General features: G+C 71.0%; 15 protein-coding genes. 9 read left to right on the top strand and 6 right to left on the bottom strand.

All coding sequences use genetic code 11. The features are described from left to right. Positions 1–99 precede the first annotated feature (99 nt). From ACIQD7_RS04900 to ACIQD7_RS04880, 5 genes are all read left to right on the top strand, one after another. The gene (locus tag ACIQD7_RS04900) at positions 100–828 is read left to right on the top strand and encodes an ABC transporter ATP-binding protein (protein ID WP_402439409.1); all 729 of its coding nucleotides are present in this window, start codon (positions 100–102) and stop codon (positions 826–828) included. Between the two features lie 131 nt (positions 829–959). Next, positions 960–3,506 carry a DUF4118 domain-containing protein gene (locus ACIQD7_RS04895; RefSeq protein ID WP_402439407.1) on the top strand — a complete coding sequence of 849 codons (2,547 nt, stop codon included), beginning with the start codon at positions 960–962 and terminating at the stop codon, positions 3,504–3,506. A gap of 80 nt (positions 3,507–3,586) precedes the next feature. Next, positions 3,587–4,273, top strand: a complete 687-nt coding sequence (locus tag ACIQD7_RS04890; protein WP_053650152.1) for a response regulator — start codon at positions 3,587–3,589, stop codon at positions 4,271–4,273. A gap of 58 nt (positions 4,274–4,331) precedes the next feature. Then, entirely contained in the window at positions 4,332–4,730 is a 399-nt protein-coding gene (locus ACIQD7_RS04885; RefSeq protein WP_015036728.1) for an OB-fold nucleic acid binding domain-containing protein, read from the top strand. Between the two features lie 3 nt (positions 4,731–4,733). After that, positions 4,734–5,480 carry a DUF3159 domain-containing protein gene (locus tag ACIQD7_RS04880; protein WP_402439404.1) on the top strand — a complete coding sequence of 249 codons (747 nt, stop codon included), beginning with the start codon at positions 4,734–4,736 and terminating at the stop codon, positions 5,478–5,480. Positions 5,481–5,585: 105 nt separating this feature from the next. Here ACIQD7_RS04880 and ACIQD7_RS04875 read toward each other — a convergent pair whose 3' ends face one another. Together ACIQD7_RS04875 and ACIQD7_RS04870 are read right to left on the bottom strand one after the other, a co-directional pair. Beyond that, positions 5,586–6,257 (bottom strand): TrkA family potassium uptake protein, encoded by a 672-nt coding sequence (locus ACIQD7_RS04875; protein ID WP_121830739.1) that lies wholly within the window; start codon positions 6,255–6,257, stop codon positions 5,586–5,588. After that, positions 6,257–6,925 carry a TrkA family potassium uptake protein gene (locus ACIQD7_RS04870; protein WP_030211255.1) on the bottom strand — a complete coding sequence of 223 codons (669 nt, stop codon included), beginning with the start codon at positions 6,923–6,925 and terminating at the stop codon, positions 6,257–6,259. The genes ACIQD7_RS04875 and ACIQD7_RS04870 overlap by 1 nt, the downstream gene beginning before the upstream one ends. Before the next feature lie 245 nt (positions 6,926–7,170). Between ACIQD7_RS04870 and ACIQD7_RS04865 the strand changes: the two genes are divergently transcribed. Both ACIQD7_RS04865 and ACIQD7_RS04860 read left to right on the top strand, forming a co-directional pair. Further along, positions 7,171–9,222, top strand: coding sequence for an APC family permease (locus ACIQD7_RS04865; protein WP_402439401.1), 2,052 nt, complete (start codon positions 7,171–7,173; stop codon positions 9,220–9,222). 73 nt (positions 9,223–9,295) lie between these two features. Continuing rightward, a complete protein-coding gene (locus ACIQD7_RS04860; protein WP_402439399.1) occupies positions 9,296–10,624 on the top strand; it encodes a class I SAM-dependent RNA methyltransferase in 1,329 nt (442 codons plus the stop codon). An 860-nt stretch (positions 10,625–11,484) separates the two neighbouring features. Here ACIQD7_RS04860 and ACIQD7_RS04855 read toward each other — a convergent pair. From ACIQD7_RS04855 to ACIQD7_RS04840, 4 genes are read right to left on the bottom strand one after another with little or no spacing between them, the layout of a single operon-like run. Further along, entirely contained in the window at positions 11,485–12,669 is a 1,185-nt protein-coding gene (locus ACIQD7_RS04855) for an amidohydrolase family protein (RefSeq protein ID WP_402439397.1), read from the bottom strand. Positions 12,670–12,683: 14 nt separating this feature from the next. Next, complete coding sequence (locus tag ACIQD7_RS04850; protein WP_402439395.1) at positions 12,684–13,820, bottom strand: MAB_1171c family putative transporter; 1,137 nt, start codon at positions 13,818–13,820, stop codon at positions 12,684–12,686. Continuing rightward, positions 13,811–14,326 (bottom strand): hypothetical protein, encoded by a 516-nt coding sequence (locus ACIQD7_RS04845; RefSeq protein ID WP_402439393.1) that lies wholly within the window; start codon positions 14,324–14,326, stop codon positions 13,811–13,813. The genes ACIQD7_RS04850 and ACIQD7_RS04845 overlap by 10 nt, the downstream gene beginning before the upstream one ends. 60 nt (positions 14,327–14,386) lie before the next feature. After that, the gene (locus tag ACIQD7_RS04840) at positions 14,387–14,863 is read right to left on the bottom strand and encodes a helix-turn-helix domain-containing protein (protein WP_402439391.1); all 477 of its coding nucleotides are present in this window, start codon (positions 14,861–14,863) and stop codon (positions 14,387–14,389) included. Between the two features lie 391 nt (positions 14,864–15,254). Between ACIQD7_RS04840 and ACIQD7_RS04835 the strand changes: the two genes are divergently transcribed. After that, positions 15,255–15,788, top strand: a complete 534-nt coding sequence (locus ACIQD7_RS04835; protein ID WP_402439390.1) for a GntR family transcriptional regulator — start codon at positions 15,255–15,257, stop codon at positions 15,786–15,788. Positions 15,789–15,986: 198 nt separating this feature from the next. Next, positions 15,987–16,106: a keywimysin-related RiPP gene (locus tag ACIQD7_RS04830; RefSeq protein ID WP_107069644.1), complete on the top strand. Its 120-nt coding sequence runs from the start codon at positions 15,987–15,989 to the stop codon at positions 16,104–16,106. Positions 16,107–16,109: the final 3 nt, after the last annotated feature.

Genomic DNA, 16,109 nt, shown 5'->3' with positions numbered 1-16,109 from the left:
CCCCCCGGTTTTCCACAGGTGGGAGCACCGGCCCTGGTCCTCGGAGCACGTGGCGGACCATACTGGCGAGCGCACACGTTCGAGGAGGGGGAGCGCAGGGTGAGCGAGAGCAGCACGGGGTCCGCCACGGCCGTCGTCGAGGACCCGGCGGCCGGGCCCATGGTCCGCGTCGAGGACCTGCGCCGCTCGTACGGCACGGGCGAGGCCGCGGTCCACGCCCTGCGCGGCGTCTCCTTCGACATCCCGCGCGGCGAGCTCGTCGCGCTCAAGGGCCGCTCCGGCTCCGGCAAGACGACCCTGCTCAACCTGGTGGGCGGCCTCGACACCGCCGACGGCGGCCGGATCGTCATCGACGGCACCGACCTCTCCACGCTCGGCGAGGACGGGCTCCTGGAGCTGCGCCGCGACCGGATCGGCTTCATCTTCCAGTCCTTCGGCCTCCTCCCGATCCTCTCCGCCGCGGAGAACGTGGGCGTGCCCCTGCGGCTGCGCAAGGCGGACCCCAAGGAGCGCGAGGAGCGGGTGGCCCTGCTGCTCGGCCTGGTGGGCCTCGCCGACCACGCGGCCCAGCGGCCCGGCGAGCTCTCCGGCGGCCAGCAGCAGCGCGTCGCCATCGCCCGCGCCCTCGCCAACAAGCCGGCCCTGCTCATAGCCGACGAGCCGACCGGCCAGCTGGACGCGGAGACCGGGCTCGCCGTCATGCAGCTGCTGCGCGCCGTGGTCCGCGGCGAGGGCTGCACGGCCCTGGTCGCCACCCACGACCCCCAGCTCCTGGGCCTGGCGGACCGGGTCCTGGAGCTGCGCGACGGCGAGATCCTGGAGGCCTAGGGCCTGTCCGGCCCGATCCCCCCGGACCGGCCCCGGGACGCCCGCGCGCCCGGCATCAGGATCACGTCAATACCGCCCGCGACCGTTCTTCGCGTGCGGGACACCCGATCGGCTGGACGTATGGTCGAGCCATGGGACGCGGCAAGCTACGCATCTACCTCGGCGCTGCGCCGGGCGTCGGCAAGACCTACGCGATGCTCTCCGAGGGCCACCGCAGGGTGGAGCGCGGCACGGACTGCGTGGTGGCCTTCGTGGAGCACCACGGCCGGCCCCGCACGCAGACGGTGCTGAGCGGCCTGGAGCAGGTCCCACGCCGCACCCTGGAGCACCGGGGGGCCGCCCTCACCGAGATGGACGTCGACGCGGTCCTGGCCCGCCGCCCCGCCGTCGCCCTCGTCGACGAGCTCGCCCACACCAACGCGCCCGGCTCCCGCAACCCCAAGCGGTGGCAGGACGTCGCCGAACTGCTCGCGGCCGGCATCGACGTCGTCTCCACCGTCAACATCCAGCACCTGGAGTCGCTCGGGGACGTGGTCGAGGCGATCACGGGCGTGCGGCAGCGCGAGACCGTCCCCGACGAGGTCGTGCGCCGGGCGGACCAGATCGAACTGGTCGACATGAGCCCGGAGGCGCTGCGGCGCCGGATGGCCCACGGCAACGTCTACACCTCCGACAAGGTCGACGCGGCCCTCTCCAACTACTTCCGCCCCGGCAACCTCACCGCCCTGCGCGAGCTGGCGCTGCTCTGGACCGCCGACCGGGTCGACGAGTACCTCCGCAAGTACCGGGGCGAGCACAACATCCGCTCCACCTGGCAGGCGCGGGAGCGCATCGTCGTCGGACTGACCGGCGGACCCGAGGGCCGCACCCTGATACGCCGGGCCACCCGCCTCGCCGAGAAGGGCGCCGGGGGCGAGGTCCTCGCCGTCTACATCGCCCGCAGCGACGGCCTCACCGCGGCCTCCCCGAAGGAGCTGGCCGTCCAGCGCACCCTCGTCGAGGACCTCGGCGGGACGTTCCACCACGTCATCGGCGACGACGTCCCCACCGCGCTCCTGGAATTCGCCCGCGGCGTCAACGCCACCCAGATCGTCCTCGGCTCCAGCCGCCGCAGGACCTGGCAGTACGTCTTCGGCCCCGGCGTCGGCCAGACCGTCGCCCGCGACTCCGGACCCGACCTGGACGTCCACATCGTCACCCACGGAGAGGTCGCCAAGGGGCGCGGCCTGCCGGTCGCGCGCGGCGCCCGCCTCGGCCGCTCCCGGATCCTCGCCGCCTGGACGATCGGCGTCGCGGGACCCGCCTGCCTCGCCCTGCTCCTCACCCATGTCGACGCCGACCTCGGGCTCGCCAACGACATGCTGCTCTTCCTCGCCCTGACGGTGGCCGCCGCACTGCTCGGCGGGTTCCTTCCGGCGCTCGTCTCGGCCGCCGCCGGGTCGCTCCTCCTCAACTGGTTCTTCACCCCGCCCGTCCACCGGCTCACCATCGCCGACCCCAAGAACATCGTCGCCCTCGTCGTCTTCCTCGGCGTCGCCATGTCGGTCGCCTCGGTGGTCGACCTGGCCGCCCGCCGCACCCACCAGGCCGCCCGGCTGCGCGCCGAGTCCGAGGTGCTCTCCTACCTCGCGGGCAGCGTCCTGCGCGGCGAGACCAGCCTGGACGCCCTCCTCGAACGGGTCCGCGAGACCTTCTCCATGGAGTCGGTCGCCCTCCTGGAGCGCGAGGACGAGGTCGAGCCCTGGACGCCCGTCGCGAGCGTCGGCCCCCACCCGGCGGCCCGCCCCGAGGAGGCGGACGCCGACATGCCGGTGGGGGACCGCCTGGCGCTCGCCCTGTCCGGCCGGGTGCTGCCCGCCGAGGACCGGCGGGTGCTCGGCGCCTTCGCCGCCCAGGCCGCCGTCGTCCTCGACCGGCAGCGGCTCGTCGGCGAGGCGGAGGAGGCCCGGAAGCTGGCCGAGGGCAACAAGATCCGCACCTCCCTGCTCGCCGCCGTCAGCCACGACCTGCGGACCCCGCTCGCCAGCATCAAGGCCTCCGTCTCCTCCCTCCGCTCCGACGACGTCGAATGGTCCGAGCAGGACCGCGCCGAGCTCCTGGAGGGCATCGAGGCCGGGGCCGACCGCCTCGACCACCTCGTCGGCAACCTCCTCGACATGTCCCGCCTGCGGACCGGCACCGTCACCCCCCTCATGCGGGTCGTCGACCTCGACGAGGTCGTCCCCATGGCCCTCGGGGGAGTGCCGGACGGCAGCGCCGAGCTCGACATCCCCGAGACGCTGCCCATGGTCGAGGTCGACAAGGGCCTCCTGGAGCGGGCCGTCGCCAACATCGTGGAGAACGCCGTGAAGTACAGCCCCGGAGGCGTGCCCGTCGCCGTCGCCGCCAGCGCCCTGGGGGACCGGGTCGAGCTGCGCGTCGTGGACCGCGGCCCCGGCGTCCCCGACGAGGCCAAGGACGGCATCTTCGAGCCCTTCCAGCGCTTCGGCGACGCCCCGCGCGGCTCCGGCGTCGGCCTCGGACTCGCGGTGGCCCGCGGCTTCGTCGAGGCGATGGGCGGAACCCTCGGCGCCGAGGACACCCCGGGCGGCGGCCTCACCATGGTCCTCACCCTGCGGGCCGCGCGGGGCGCGCCCCCGGCCCCGGCCGCCGACCTGCCGGCCCACGCGGTGACCTGAACCGCGCCCCCGCCCCGTACCCGTATCCGTACCACCGTCCCGTCCGCCCGCACGGCGGCCGAAAAGGAAGGCGTTCCCCCATGACCCGGGTCCTCGTGGTCGACGACGAGCCGCAGATCGTCCGCGCCCTGGTGATCAACCTCAAGGCGCGGAAGTACGAGGTCGACTCCGCACCCGACGGCGCCACCGCCCTCCGCCTCGCCGCCGACCGGCACCCCGACGTCGTCGTCCTCGACCTCGGCCTGCCCGACATGGACGGCGTCGAGGTCATCAAGGGCCTGCGCGGCTGGACGCGGGTCCCGATCCTGGTCCTCTCGGCCCGGCAGACCTCCGACGAGAAGGTCGAGGCCCTCGACGCCGGCGCCGACGACTACGTCACCAAGCCCTTCGGCATGGACGAGCTGCTCGCCCGGCTGCGCGCCGCCGTGCGCCGGAACGAGCCGGTCGGCGTCCCCGAGGGCGGGGCCGCCCTCGTCGAGGCCGAGGCCTTCACCGTCGACCTGGCGGCGAAGAAGGTCCACCGCGACGGCCGGGACGTCCGGCTCACCCCCACCGAGTGGCACCTCCTGGAAGTCCTCGTCCGCAACGCCGGCCGCCTGGTCGGCCAGAAGCAACTCCTCCAGGAGGTCTGGGGACCCTCGTACGGCACGGAGACCAACTACCTCCGGGTGTACATGGCGCAGCTCCGCCGCAAGCTGGAGCGCGACCCGTCCCACCCGCGCCACTTCGTCACCGAACCGGGCATGGGGTACCGCTTCGAACGCTGAACGGAGGGGGCGCTCCGGGCCCGCCTCCCGTGTCGGCGGCGGCCGGTACGCTTTCTGTATGAGTGCTGCACCGCGTACAGAGAAGCCGGCCGGCAGGTTCCGCCGGATGCTCGACCGGCTCTCCTCCTCCCCGGAGGACCTGGAGTCGGAGGAGCTCCAGGAGGACGCCGAGGCGTCGGGGTGCACGCGTATCTCCGACTGCTCCGACCGCCAGATAGTCAAGGTGACTGGTACCTTGCGCACGGTCACGCTGCGCCCCCGGGCGGGCGTGCCCGCGCTCGAGGCCGAGCTCTTCGACGGCACGGCACCGCTCGACGTCGTCTGGCTCGGCCGCCGCTCCATCGTGGGCATCGAGCCGGGTCGCAAGCTGATCGCCTCCGGCCGGATCTCCATGAGCCACGGCCGGCGGGTCCTCTTCAACCCCAAATACGAGCTCCGACCGCTCGGACAGGAGTAGCCGGTGACGTCCCTCGACAAGCCGACCAGCACGGACCAGGACGCCCAGGACGCCCGCGCCTCGAAGGAGGTCACCGAGGCCGCCCTGTTCGAGGCGTTCGGCGGCCTGCGGGGCATGGTCGAGACGGTCCTGCCCGGCCTGCTGTTCGTCACGATCTTCACGATCAACAAGGACCTGAAGACCTCGGCGATCGCCGCGCTCGCGGTCTCGCTGCTCCTCGTCGCCGTCCGGCTGCTCCGCCGCGACACCGTCAAGCACGCCTTCAGCGGCGTCTTCGGCGTCGCCTTCGGCGTGGTCTTCGCGATGATGACGGGCAACGCCAAGGACTTCTACCTGCCGGGCATGTTGTACACGCTCGGCCTCGCCCTGGCGTACATCGTCACCGCGATCGCCGGAGTGCCCCTGATCGGCCTGATCCTCGGCCCGGTCTTCAAGGAGAACCTCTCCTGGCGCACCCGCAACCCGGGCCGCAAGAAGGCGTACACGAAGGCGAGCTGGGCCTGGGGCCTGATCCTGCTCGGCAAGTGCGCGGTCCTCTTCCCGCTGTACTGGTGGGCCGACCCGACCCGCTTCGGCTGGGTCTCGGTCGCCCTGAAGATCCCGCCGTTCCTGCTCGCGGTCTACCTCACCTGGGTGTTCCTCGCGAAGGCCCCGCCGCCGATCGACGTCTTCGCCGAGATGGAGGCCGAGGAGCGCGCGGAGAAGGCCCGCAAGGAGGCCGCCGCGGCCGAGGGCCGTCCGGAGGCCTGAGACCCGCCCGCCCCCGCACGTACACCGCGTGCACGCATACGGAGAAGGGCCCGGACCTGTCCACCAGGTCCGGGCCCTTCCCGCGTACGCGTACGGCGGCCGTCGTCAGGGCGTCTCGCGGCGCACCTGGAGGAGGTCCTCCAGCTGCTCCTCGCGGGCCTGCGCGGCCACGAACAGCAGCTCGTCACCGGCCTCCAGGGTCTCCTCGGGGCTCGGCGTCAGCACCCGCGAACCGCGGATGATCGTCACCAGCGAGGTGTCCTGCGGCCAGGCCACGTCCCCGACCGAGGTGCCGGCGACCGCCGACTCCGGCGGGAGCGTCAGCTCGACCAGGTTCGCGTCGCCGTGGCTGAAGCGCAGCAGCCGGACCAGGTCGCCGACGCTCACCGCCTCCTCCACCAGGGCCGACATCAGACGCGGCGTCGAGACCGCCACGTCCACGCCCCAGGCCTCGTTGAACAGCCACTCGTTCTTCGGGTTGTTCACCCGGGCGACCACCCGCGGCACGCCGTACTCGGTCTTGGCGAGCAGCGAGACGACCAGGTTCACCTTGTCGTCGCCGGTCGCCGCGATCACCACGTTGCAGCGCTGGAGCGCCGCCTCGTCCAGGGAGGTGATCTCGCAGGCGTCGGCGAGCAGCCACTCCGCCTGCGGCACCCGCTCCACCGAGATGGCGGTCGGCGCCTTGTCGACGAGCAGGACCTCGTGACCGTTCTCCAGGAGCTCGCCCGCGATGGAACGGCCCACCGCACCCGCGCCCGCAATGGCGACACGCATCAGTGACCACCCTCCTCGGGACCCTCGGCGAAGGCCTCCTCGACCTTCGCGATCTCGTCCGTACGCATCATCACGTGCACCAGGTCGCCTTCCTGGAGCACCGTCTGCGACGAGGGGATGACGGCCTCGCCGAGCCGGGTCAGGAACGCGACGCGCACCCCCGTCTCGTCCTGGAGCCGGCTGATCTTGTGACCGATCCAGGCCGGCGAGGTGTGCACCTCGGCCAGCTGCACCCCACCGCTCGGGTCCGTCCACAGCGGCTCCGCGCCCGAGGGCAGCAGCCGCCGCAGCATCTGGTCGGCGGTCCAGCGGACCGTCGCGACCGTCGGGATGCCCAGGCGCTGGTAGACCTCGGCACGGCGCGGGTCGTAGATCCGCGCCGCCACGTTCTCGATGCCGAACATCTCGCGCGCGACCCGCGCCGCGATGATGTTCGAGTTGTCGCCGCTGCTCACCGCGGCGAAGGCCCCGGCGTCCTCGATCCCGGCCTCGCGCAGCGTGTCCTGGTCGAACCCCACGCCCGTGACGCGACGACCGCCGAAACCCGACCCCAGGCGACGGAAGGCCGTCGGGTCCTGGTCCACGACCGCGACCGTGTGCCCCTGCTGTTCGAGGGTCTGCGCGAGAGCGGCTCCCACTCGCCCGCAGCCCATGATGACGATGTGCACGTCCCCTTACCCCGCACTCCTGATCGCCTTGCTGACCTGCGAAAACACCCTGCTCACAACTTTCCTCGCCCGATCCGCCCGGGCCGCGGCGGGCGACGCCCTGCCGGGTCGCCCGCTCCGAGCTTAAGCGGCAACGCCCAAGGGGACCGCATCCGAGGCGGCCTGCGGAAAGATTCCGTATGGATCCGTGAGGACAAGGGGGTCGCGGTGAACTTGACGCTTTTCGAACGCTTACGATCCTCTCCGTGTCCAAACTGACCGACGTGCCCAAACGGATCCTGATCGGGCGGGCCCTACGCAGCGACAAGCTCGGTGAGACCCTCCTCTCGAAGAGGATCGCCCTTCCCGTCTTCGCCTCCGACCCGCTCTCCTCGGTGGCGTACGCGCCCGGCGAGGTCCTCCTCGTCCTCTCCGTAGCCGGTCTGTCGGCCTACCACTTCAGCCCCTGGATCGCGCTCGCGGTCGTCGTCCTGATGTTCACGGTCGTCGCCTCCTACCGGCAGAACGTGCACGCGTACCCGAGCGGCGGCGGCGACTACGAGGTCGCCAACACCAACCTGGGGCCGAAGGCCGGACTCACCGTGGCGAGCGCCCTGCTCGTCGACTACGTCCTGACCGTCGCCGTCTCCATCTCCTCGGGCATCGAGAACCTGGGCTCGGCGATCCCCTTCGTCGTCGAGCACAAGGTCGCCTCCGCCGTCGCCGTCATCGTGCTGCTCACCCTGATGAACCTGCGCGGGGTGAAGGAGTCCGGCACCCTCTTCGCGATCCCGACGTACGTCTTCGTCGTCGGCGTCTTCCTGATGATCGCCTGGGGCGCGTACCGGGGCATCGTCCTCGACGACACGATGAAGGCCCCCACCGCCGACTTCGAGATCAAACCCGAGCACCAGGGACTGGCCGGATTCGCCCTCGTCTTCCTGCTCCTTCGCGCCTTCTCCTCGGGCTGCGCCGCCCTCACCGGCGTCGAGGCGATCTCCAACGGCGTGCCCGCCTTCCGCAAGCCGAAGTCGAAGAACGCCGCCACCACGCTCGCCCTCATGGGCGGCCTGGCCGTCACCATGTTCTGCGGCATCATCTTCCTGGCCACGGCCACCGACGTGCGGATGGCCGAGAAGCCCGCCCACGACCTGCTCCTCAACGGCGTCCCGGTCGGTCCGGACTACGTCCAGGACCCGGTCATCTCGCAGGTCGCGGCAGCCGTCTTCGGCGACGGGACGTTCCTCTTCGTCGTCCTCGCCGCCGCCACCGCGCTCGTCCTCTTCCTGGCCGCGAACACCGCGTACAACGGCTTCCCGCTTCTCGGCTCGATCCTCGCCCAGGACCGCTACCTGCCGCGCCAGCTGCACACCCGCGGCGACCGGCTCACCTTCTCCAACGGCATCGTGCTCCTCGCCGGCGCCGCCGCCCTCCTCGTCTGGATCTACGGAGCCGACTCGACCCGGCTGATCCAGCTGTACATCGTCGGCGTCTTCGTCTCCTTCACCCTCAGCCAGACCGGCATGGTCCGGCACTGGAACCGGCACCTGAAGACCGAGCGGGACCCCGCCAAGCGCCGCCACATGATCCGCTCCCGCGCGATCAACGCCTTCGGCGCCTTCTTCACCGGCCTCGTCCTCGTCGTCGTCCTCGCCACCAAGTTCACCCACGGCGCCTGGGTCGCCCTGCTCGGCATGGTGATCTTCTACGGGACGATGACCGCGATCCGCAGGCACTACGACGCGGTGGCCGCCGAGATCGCCGCCGCCGAGGAGCGCCCCGACGAGTACGTGCGCCCCTCCCGGGTCCGCTCCATCGTCCTCGTCTCCAAGCTCCACAAGCCCACCCTCCGCGCCCTGGCCTACGCCAAGCTCATGCACGCGAACGAGCTGGAGGCGCTGACCGTCAACGTCGACCCGGCCGAGACGCGGGCGCTCAAGGAGGAGTGGGAGCGGCGCGGCATCAACGTCCCGCTCAAGATCCTCGACTCGCCGTACCGCGAGATCACCCGCCCGGTGATCGAGTACGTGAAGAGCCTGCGCCGCGAGAGCCCGCGCGACGCCGTCTCCGTCTACATCCCCGAGTACGTCGTCGGCCACTGGTACGAGCACCTGCTGCACAACCAGAGCGCCCTGCGCCTCAAGGGGCGGCTGCTCTTCACCCCCGGCGTCATGGTGACCTCCGTCCCGTACCAGCTCCGCTCCTCCGAGGTCGCGAAGAAGCGGGCCAGGAAGCGCCAGGAGTGGAACGCACCGGGCTCGGTCCGCCGCGGACCGGTCGAGAAGGGCCATCGGGAGCCTGCCGGAAAGAACAACTGAGAAAGACCGATTAGACTGGTGGGCTGCCGTCCGAACGGCAGCCCACACCCCATTTCCCTTGGAGCTCCCCGCCATGCAGAACACCCCTGTCTCGTCGCTGGTCGGGGAGGAGTACGAGGTCGAGGTCGGACCGGTCGCCCACGGAGGCCACTGCATCGCCCGTACGGAGGCCGGCCGGGTCCTCTTCGTCCGCCACGCCCTGCCGGGGGAGCGGATCGTCGCCCGCGTCACCGAGGGCGAGGAGACCTCCCGCTTCCTGCGCGCCGACGCGGTCGAGATCCTCGAACCGTCCAAGGACCGGGTCGAGGCCCCCTGCCCCTTCGCCGGCCCCGGCAAGTGCGGCGGCTGCGACTGGCAGCACGCCAAGCCGGGCGCCCAGCGCCGCCTCAAGGGCGAGGTCGTCGCGGAGCAGCTCCAGCGGCTCGCCGGGCTCACCCCGGAGGAGGCCGGCTGGGACGGCACGGTCATGCCGGCCGAGGGCGACAAGCTGCCCGCCGGCGAGGTCCCGCAGTGGCGCACCCGCGTCCAGTACGCGATCGACCCCGAGGGCCGCGCGGGCCTGCGCAAGCACCGCTCGCACGACGTGGAGGTCATCGACCACTGCATGATCGCCGCGGAGGGCGTCTCGGAGCTGGGCGTCGAGAAGCGGACCTGGGAGGGGATGGCCTCGGTCGAGGCGATCGCCGCCTCGGGCTCGAACGACCGCCAGGTCATCCTGACCCCGCGCCCCGGCGCCCGCCTCCCCCTGGTCGAGCTCGACAAGCCGGTCTCGGTCATGCGCGTCGACGAGAAGGACGGCGGGGTCCACCGCGTCCACGGCCGCGCCTTCGTCCGCGAGCGCGCCGACGAGCGCACCCACCGGGTGGGCAGCGGCGGCTTCTGGCAGATCCACCCGAAGGCCGCCGACACCCTGATGAAGGCCGTCATGCAGGGCCTCCTCCCGCGCAAGGGCGACACCGCCCTCGACCTCTACTGCGGCGTCGGCCTCTTCGCGGGCGCCCTCGCCGACCGGGTCGGCGACCAGGGCGCGGTCCTCGGCATCGAGTCCGGCAAGCGCGCGGTGGAGGACGCCCGCCACAACCTGCAGCACTTCGACCGGGTCCGCATCGAACAGGGCAAGGTCGAATCGGTCCTCCCCCGCACCGGCATCACCCAGGTCGACCTCATCGTCCTCGACCCCCCGCGCGCCGGCGCCGGCAAGCAGACCGTCCACCACCTCACGACCCTCGGCGCCCGCCGCATCGCCTACGTCGCCTGCGACCCGGCGGCCCTGGCGCGGGACCTGGGGTACTTCCGGGAGCGGGGGTACCGGGTGCGGACGTTGAGGGCGTTCGATCTGTTTCCTATGACGCATCATGTGGAGTGCGTGGCGATTTTGGAGCCTACTGCAAAGGGACTCTGAACTGCAGTTTTCCCAGATCGGTCAGGGGAAACGGGTGTCCTCGACCTGTTTCCCGGAGCGCACGATGTGGAGTGCGTCGTGTGCCGGGCGAGCGCTCTTGACCTGCACTTTTAACCAGTGGCTTGAGAGTGGCGAGTGCTGCTCCTCTAGTTTTCATAGAGCCGACCCGAGGAAGCCTCGACGCTCGTCTGCCGCTCGATCTGATGATGCGTCAGGTGCGTATGAGGGCGGTCAAGGTCATTCGGCTTGTGTGTCTTCCCTCAGCCCGGGGTGACTTTCGCCCTGCACCTCTCGTTCCACCGCGGCGACAGTGACGCAGGGATGGTTGGGGGTTCAGGGCAACTTGAAAGCACATCCGCGGCGTCGCGTTCCATGAAGGGGAGGTACGGATCGTGACAGGGACCGGGAAGCCGATTCCGGAGGTGTCCGAGGACTTTGAGCGTCCATCCCGGGACGCCGCATAGATGGGTCTCGCGGTTCCGGCGTGACGGGCCGCCGTCGTCGGAGCCGGCGATGGCCGAGCCGACTGGTGGTCGGTTGCGTGAGAGCGGGCGGAGCTGGAGCGGCTGCGGGCCGAGGCCAGAGAGAGTGACAAGCGCACTTGCGAGCTCGAGATGGTGCGTGATGTATGCACGTGATTCCTGGCCTTGCGGGTGAAGTGGATATGGCGAGCCAGTCATGGTGGTCGAGGTGATCAGCGGCTCAAGACCGAGGAGGGCATACCGCATCGTGCTGCCTGCCGGGCTCTGGGATTGTCGGTGTCGAGGTACCAAGTGGCGCGACTGGCCGCGAGCTGGTACGCCGAGGCGGGCGGGTGTCGGTGAACACCGTCCAAACCAACGCTGACCTGCGGTCAGGCGTCACCGGTGCACCCTGCCCGCAGCCATCACCAGGCGTACGTCGCGTAGAGCCTGGAGGTCCCGTAGGGGGTCGCCCCGGACGACCAGCAGGTCCGCACGGTGTCCCGGGGTGAGGGTTCCGGTGTCGGTGAGGCCGAGGGCCTCGGCCGTGCGCCGGGTGGCCAGGTCCACGATCTCCGGTGGTGTGCAGCCCAAGTGGGCGAAGAACTCCAGACTGGAGACGAAGTCGTCGAAGACCGCGCGGCTCACCCCGGCGTCCGTGCCCGTGATCAGGCTGACCCCCCGCTCCCGCATGCTGCGCAGCCCGCTGAACATCGTCTCGGCGCGTTCGGCGCCGAAGCGCTGGGCGAAGCCTCGCCAGTCCGGGCTGGCGGCCGGGCAGACGTGGATGCCCTTGGCCACGATCTCGTCGACCACGTCGTCGATCAGCCGGAAGCCGTCCTGGTCGATCCAGGTGCAGTGCTCGATCGTGGTCACCCCCGCCTCGACCGCGGCCCGGATGCCCTCGGTGCCGTGGGCGTGGGCTGCCACCGGGAGACCGGCGCGGGCCGCCTCGGCCACCACGACGCGCAGTTCCTCCGCCGTGAACTGCGCGGACCAGATCGGCGGTCCCTCCTTGGTGATGCCTCCGCCCGTCGCCATCACCTTGATGACGTCGACGCTCAGTTCCGCGTTCCGGCGTACCAGGTCGCGGATGGCATCCGCTCCCGAGACCTCGCCACCCAGGAACCAGCAGTGGCCGCCGGGGCCCGTGACGGGTGTGCCCGCGGCCAGGATCCGGGGGCCGGGCAGCCGGCCGGCCGCGATGGTGTCGCGCAGCCGTACCGCCAGACCGTTGCGGTCGCCCAGGTCCCGCACGGTGGTGACTCCGGAGTCCAGCAGGGCGTGCGCCCGGTCGGCCATTCCCTTGGCCACCGTGGCGTCGTCGGCTTCCCGCAACGCGGTGACCGGGTCGGGGCCCGCGTCCAGCGCGAGGTGGACGTGCGCGTCGATGAGGCCGGGCAGGAGCGTGCCCTCCGGATGGTCGTGGCGTGCGAGGCCGGCGGGGGCACGGGCCTCCACCTCCGCACGCGGCCCGACGTCCGTGATCACCCCGCCGCGGACCAGGACCGCTCCGTCGGACAGCCGTCGCTCGTGGGGCCCGAGGACCACGAGCCCGGCCGAGATCAGCGTTTCCGTCTCCATCGGTGCTCCGTTCCTCACGCGCGCGAAGCCGCCAGGGCCTCGGACATCCGTGTCAATTGCCGTACGTCGTCTTCTAGTCCGCCGTCCCCGTGGGGCAGCGCCACCGGTACCGCCTGCGACGGTGCCTTCTCGCCCGCCGCGTATGCCCGCAGAGCCGTGCGCAGATGGATCGCCGCGACCTCGGGCTCCAGAGGCACCTTGGTGTCCGCCATCAGTGCCAGATGGGGACTGATTCGGACCAGGCCGTCCCGGCACTCGATGACGCGTCGGTAGTAGCGGCGGTGCACGCTGCCCGGGGTCAGCCCGTCCCACCAGCGGTCGGACCGGGTGCGTTCGAGCGCGTCCTCCGGGAACGCGGCGTGCAACTCCGTCCACAGTGGAGCGAGTTCTCGGTACACGCGGCCGTGGTGCCACCACACCCGGATGCTCGCCCACCGTGTCACGAGACCGGGCCAGACCACCCCCGTCACGAACAGCGGGATCGCGAGGTCGAGGGCGAGCTTCGCCCCGACGATCACGGGGTGCGGTACCTCCCCGCCAAGGAGGCGCACGAGTGTCGCGGCCTCACGGACCGCGGAGGCGAGCACCATGCCGGCCAGCGCGGCCGTCAGCATCCGCAGCCCGGCCACCAGAGGCCGGCCCGCCAGCCGGGCGTACCGCACCGTCCACACCAGCGCGATAGTCAGGGCGTACGTCAGATAGGCGCCGGCCATGAGGTAGAAGACGGCGACGCCCGGCTCCCGCATGTCGGCGGTGGCGTACGTGTGGCTCCGCTCGACCCCGGGGGTCAGCGCCATCGCCAGCGTGATCACGGCTGCGGTCGCGACGAGTGGCACCGTCTGTCGCCGCACCCGAGCGGTCGCGGTCGCCGGGTTCGAGGCCGCGTGGATGAAGAAGCAGCCGAGGAAGTGGACCGTGCCCAGCAGACAGAGGTTCTGTGTCAGCTTCGCGGCACCGTCCCCGGTCAGGCCGTCCATGAGCCGGGCTCCGGCCGGGACGCCGAAGGGGAAGGAGAGGCCCGCGCACAGCAGGCAGAGGAAAACCGCGCGGAGCATACGGTCGGACGGGTCGCGCAGCCCTTGCCTCCCCGTCCAGAGCAGGGAACCGTACAGGACGACGGCGAGCACCATGGAGAGCACGGTCAGAGCCATCCCTGCCGGTCGGCCAGCGCCGTGTGCACCCGGCGCACCGAGGCGTCACCGGGGGCGCGGGGCGTGACCCGGTCGAGGACCGAGGCCCATTCGAGGATGATGGTGGCGACGAGCTCGGCCTCGCGCTCCCGCTCCTCGACGTACGAAGTGCGCCTCAGCGCCCGGTTGATCGCCTCGACGGACAGATCGGGTAGCAGCTCCTGCCACACGGCGTCGTCCGACTGGTCGTCCGTGTGGTCCGCGAGGATGTGACCGACCTCATGCAGGACGATATGGTCCTGGTGCGCCTGGCTGGTTTCCTTCTGGAAGAAGATGTAGTCCGCGTGGGCTCCGGCGATCCACAGACCGTAGGGGCCGGGGACGGGCAGGGAGTACGGGACCAGCCGGATCGGCCGTCCGCGGTGCTCGCCGAGGAGCCGGCACAGCTCGGGTACGTGCAGAGGGGGTGTGATGCCCAGCTCTCGCAGGACGGAGCGACATCGCTTGCGTAACCGTCGTTCGTTCAAGGACCTACTCCGCTGGTGGATATCCCGCGTCTTGGTCTGCCATCCAACGGGGTCACACCGTCATGATCCAGGACGATTTCGGCCATCATCCCCAGGCGTACCACCGCGTTCGGCCTGCTCCAGGCGGTAGACGATGTCCAGCAGGTCCATCACCTGCTTGCGGTGTTCCTGCGACAACTGGCCCGCGCGCATGGCCATCAGCTTCACGTCACTGCCCTGAGTGGCCTCGTGCAGCCGCGCCTGCTCGGAGGCGAGTGCTGAGAGCTGCTCCTCGATCCGCGCGCCCGCCTCGTCGTCCACGAAGTAGGCCGTCGGCACGCCGAAGAAGCCAGCCAGTGCCTGAAGGTGACGGAGCGTCGGGTTGGTCTTACGGCTCTTGCGCAACTGCCAGATGTACGACTGGGAGATGGAGACGCCGGTCTCCCGAATGGCCGACGCCACCTGCTCGTTGCTGTACTCGTGGGTGGTGTCCGGCCGGACGGTCTCGAAGAGTCGATTCAGCTTGTCGGCGAAGCTGTGATCGGCGTTCTCCGGCACGGCGGCCACCCCCTTCGGGCCTGATGCAGGGCTCCCGCACGCACTCTGGTGCGGGATCCGGTCGGGATCCGGTACGTGTATCGCTGCGCTTTCCACTGAGGTGAATCTGCGCAACGCCCAGTCTGATCCAGCTGGTTGAAGACCGTCAAGCGCCGAGCTACGGTACCGCTGCACTGGCTGTCGACCGACGTGAAAGATCCAGATCACCGAAGAATCGACGTGAGTCGATGCCGGACCAGGGGGAAGGCGGTGGCAGCCTTCGGCTTCCGCCCCGACCACCGGGAGCCGCCCGTCGCGCTGCCTCGACGCCAAGCCGATCTTCTGCGCCGGCGAGCCGACGGCACGGTGCGCGAGCTTGAGCACAACTTGAGCCTGAAGGGGGATCCACGACATGTCATCAGTGCCGGGAACGGCCCACATCCGCGCCCAGGCCAGCACCGGGGCAGAGCCGCTCTACGCCCGGATTCGGGCGCGACTCAGGATGGACATCGCCGCCGGACGGTACGCCCAGGGGGAGCACCTCCCCCCGGCGGACCAGCTCGGCCGGGAGTACGGAGCCAACAAGAACACCATCCTGCGGGCGCTGCGGCTGCTGCGCAGCGAAGGACTCATCGACTTCGGCCGGGGGCGCGGCGCGGTCGTGCTCCACGGCACGCAGCCGATGGATCTCGACGACATCTCCGACCAGTTGCAGCGGGTCGTCAACATCGCCGACGTCTCTGGCATCCCGCGCGCCGCGATCATCTCCGCCATCGAGCGGATGCCCAGGGTGGCCGCCCGCCACGGGCGTACCGCGCGGCACGGTCGGCCGGCCTCCGGGGCCGTCGCGAGCCGGGTTGGTGCCAAGGAAGCTCATGCGGAGAGTGAGCAACAACCCAAGAAGACCATGCTGATCCACCGCCCGCGGCCCACCGGATCCGGCTGAGCGGAAGGCTTCTCCTCCCAGGTGGCGACCCCGCCGGAGGCGCTGGACCGTCTCGACGGGCAGCACCACGGAGCGTGTCGGGCACCGGCCGGACCTTGAGCGGCCGGACGCCCGCGGCCGAGGATCCTCGTGAGCGGTCACCGCATCCCGGGACGGGACCGGCTCGCCAGAAACCCAGCGAGAGAAGGGATCAGAACCATGGCCAAGAAGGTCTACGAGGTTCCGGCGCTTTCCAAGGCCGGCGACTTCCGCAAGGACACCGGCTTCCTGAAGCGCGGGCCGCACGAGCCCAAGGTCCGTCTGCCTCTGGGCTGGTAGTCC

The sequence above is a fragment of the Streptomyces sp. NPDC093071 genome (assembly GCF_044754545.1).
Lineage (GTDB): Bacteria > Actinomycetota > Actinomycetes > Streptomycetales > Streptomycetaceae > Streptomyces.
The sequence above is the reverse complement of the archived record's forward strand: the minus strand, read 5'-3'. Positions and strand labels throughout refer to the sequence as shown.

Bases quoted from the DNA above. Each gene is read 5' to 3' on its own strand.
- ACIQD7_RS04885 (WP_015036728.1), top strand. From the start codon at position 4,332: ATGAGTGCTGCACCGCGTACAGAGAAGCCGGCCGGCAGGTTCCGCCGG.
- ACIQD7_RS04855 (WP_402439397.1), bottom strand. From the start codon at position 12,669: ATGGAGACGGAAACGCTGATCTCGGCCGGGCTCGTGGTCCTCGGGCCC.
- ACIQD7_RS04890 (WP_053650152.1), top strand. From the start codon at position 3,587: ATGACCCGGGTCCTCGTGGTCGACGACGAGCCGCAGATCGTCCGCGCC.
- ACIQD7_RS04860 (WP_402439399.1), top strand. From the start codon at position 9,296: ATGCAGAACACCCCTGTCTCGTCGCTGGTCGGGGAGGAGTACGAGGTC.
- ACIQD7_RS04830 (WP_107069644.1), top strand. From the start codon at position 15,987: ATGGCCAAGAAGGTCTACGAGGTTCCGGCGCTTTCCAAGGCCGGCGAC.
- ACIQD7_RS04835 (WP_402439390.1), top strand. From the start codon at position 15,255: ATGTCATCAGTGCCGGGAACGGCCCACATCCGCGCCCAGGCCAGCACC.
- ACIQD7_RS04850 (WP_402439395.1), bottom strand. From the start codon at position 13,820: ATGGCTCTGACCGTGCTCTCCATGGTGCTCGCCGTCGTCCTGTACGGT.
- ACIQD7_RS04875 (WP_121830739.1), bottom strand. From the start codon at position 6,257: ATGCGTGTCGCCATTGCGGGCGCGGGTGCGGTGGGCCGTTCCATCGCG.
- ACIQD7_RS04895 (WP_402439407.1), top strand. From the start codon at position 960: ATGGGACGCGGCAAGCTACGCATCTACCTCGGCGCTGCGCCGGGCGTC.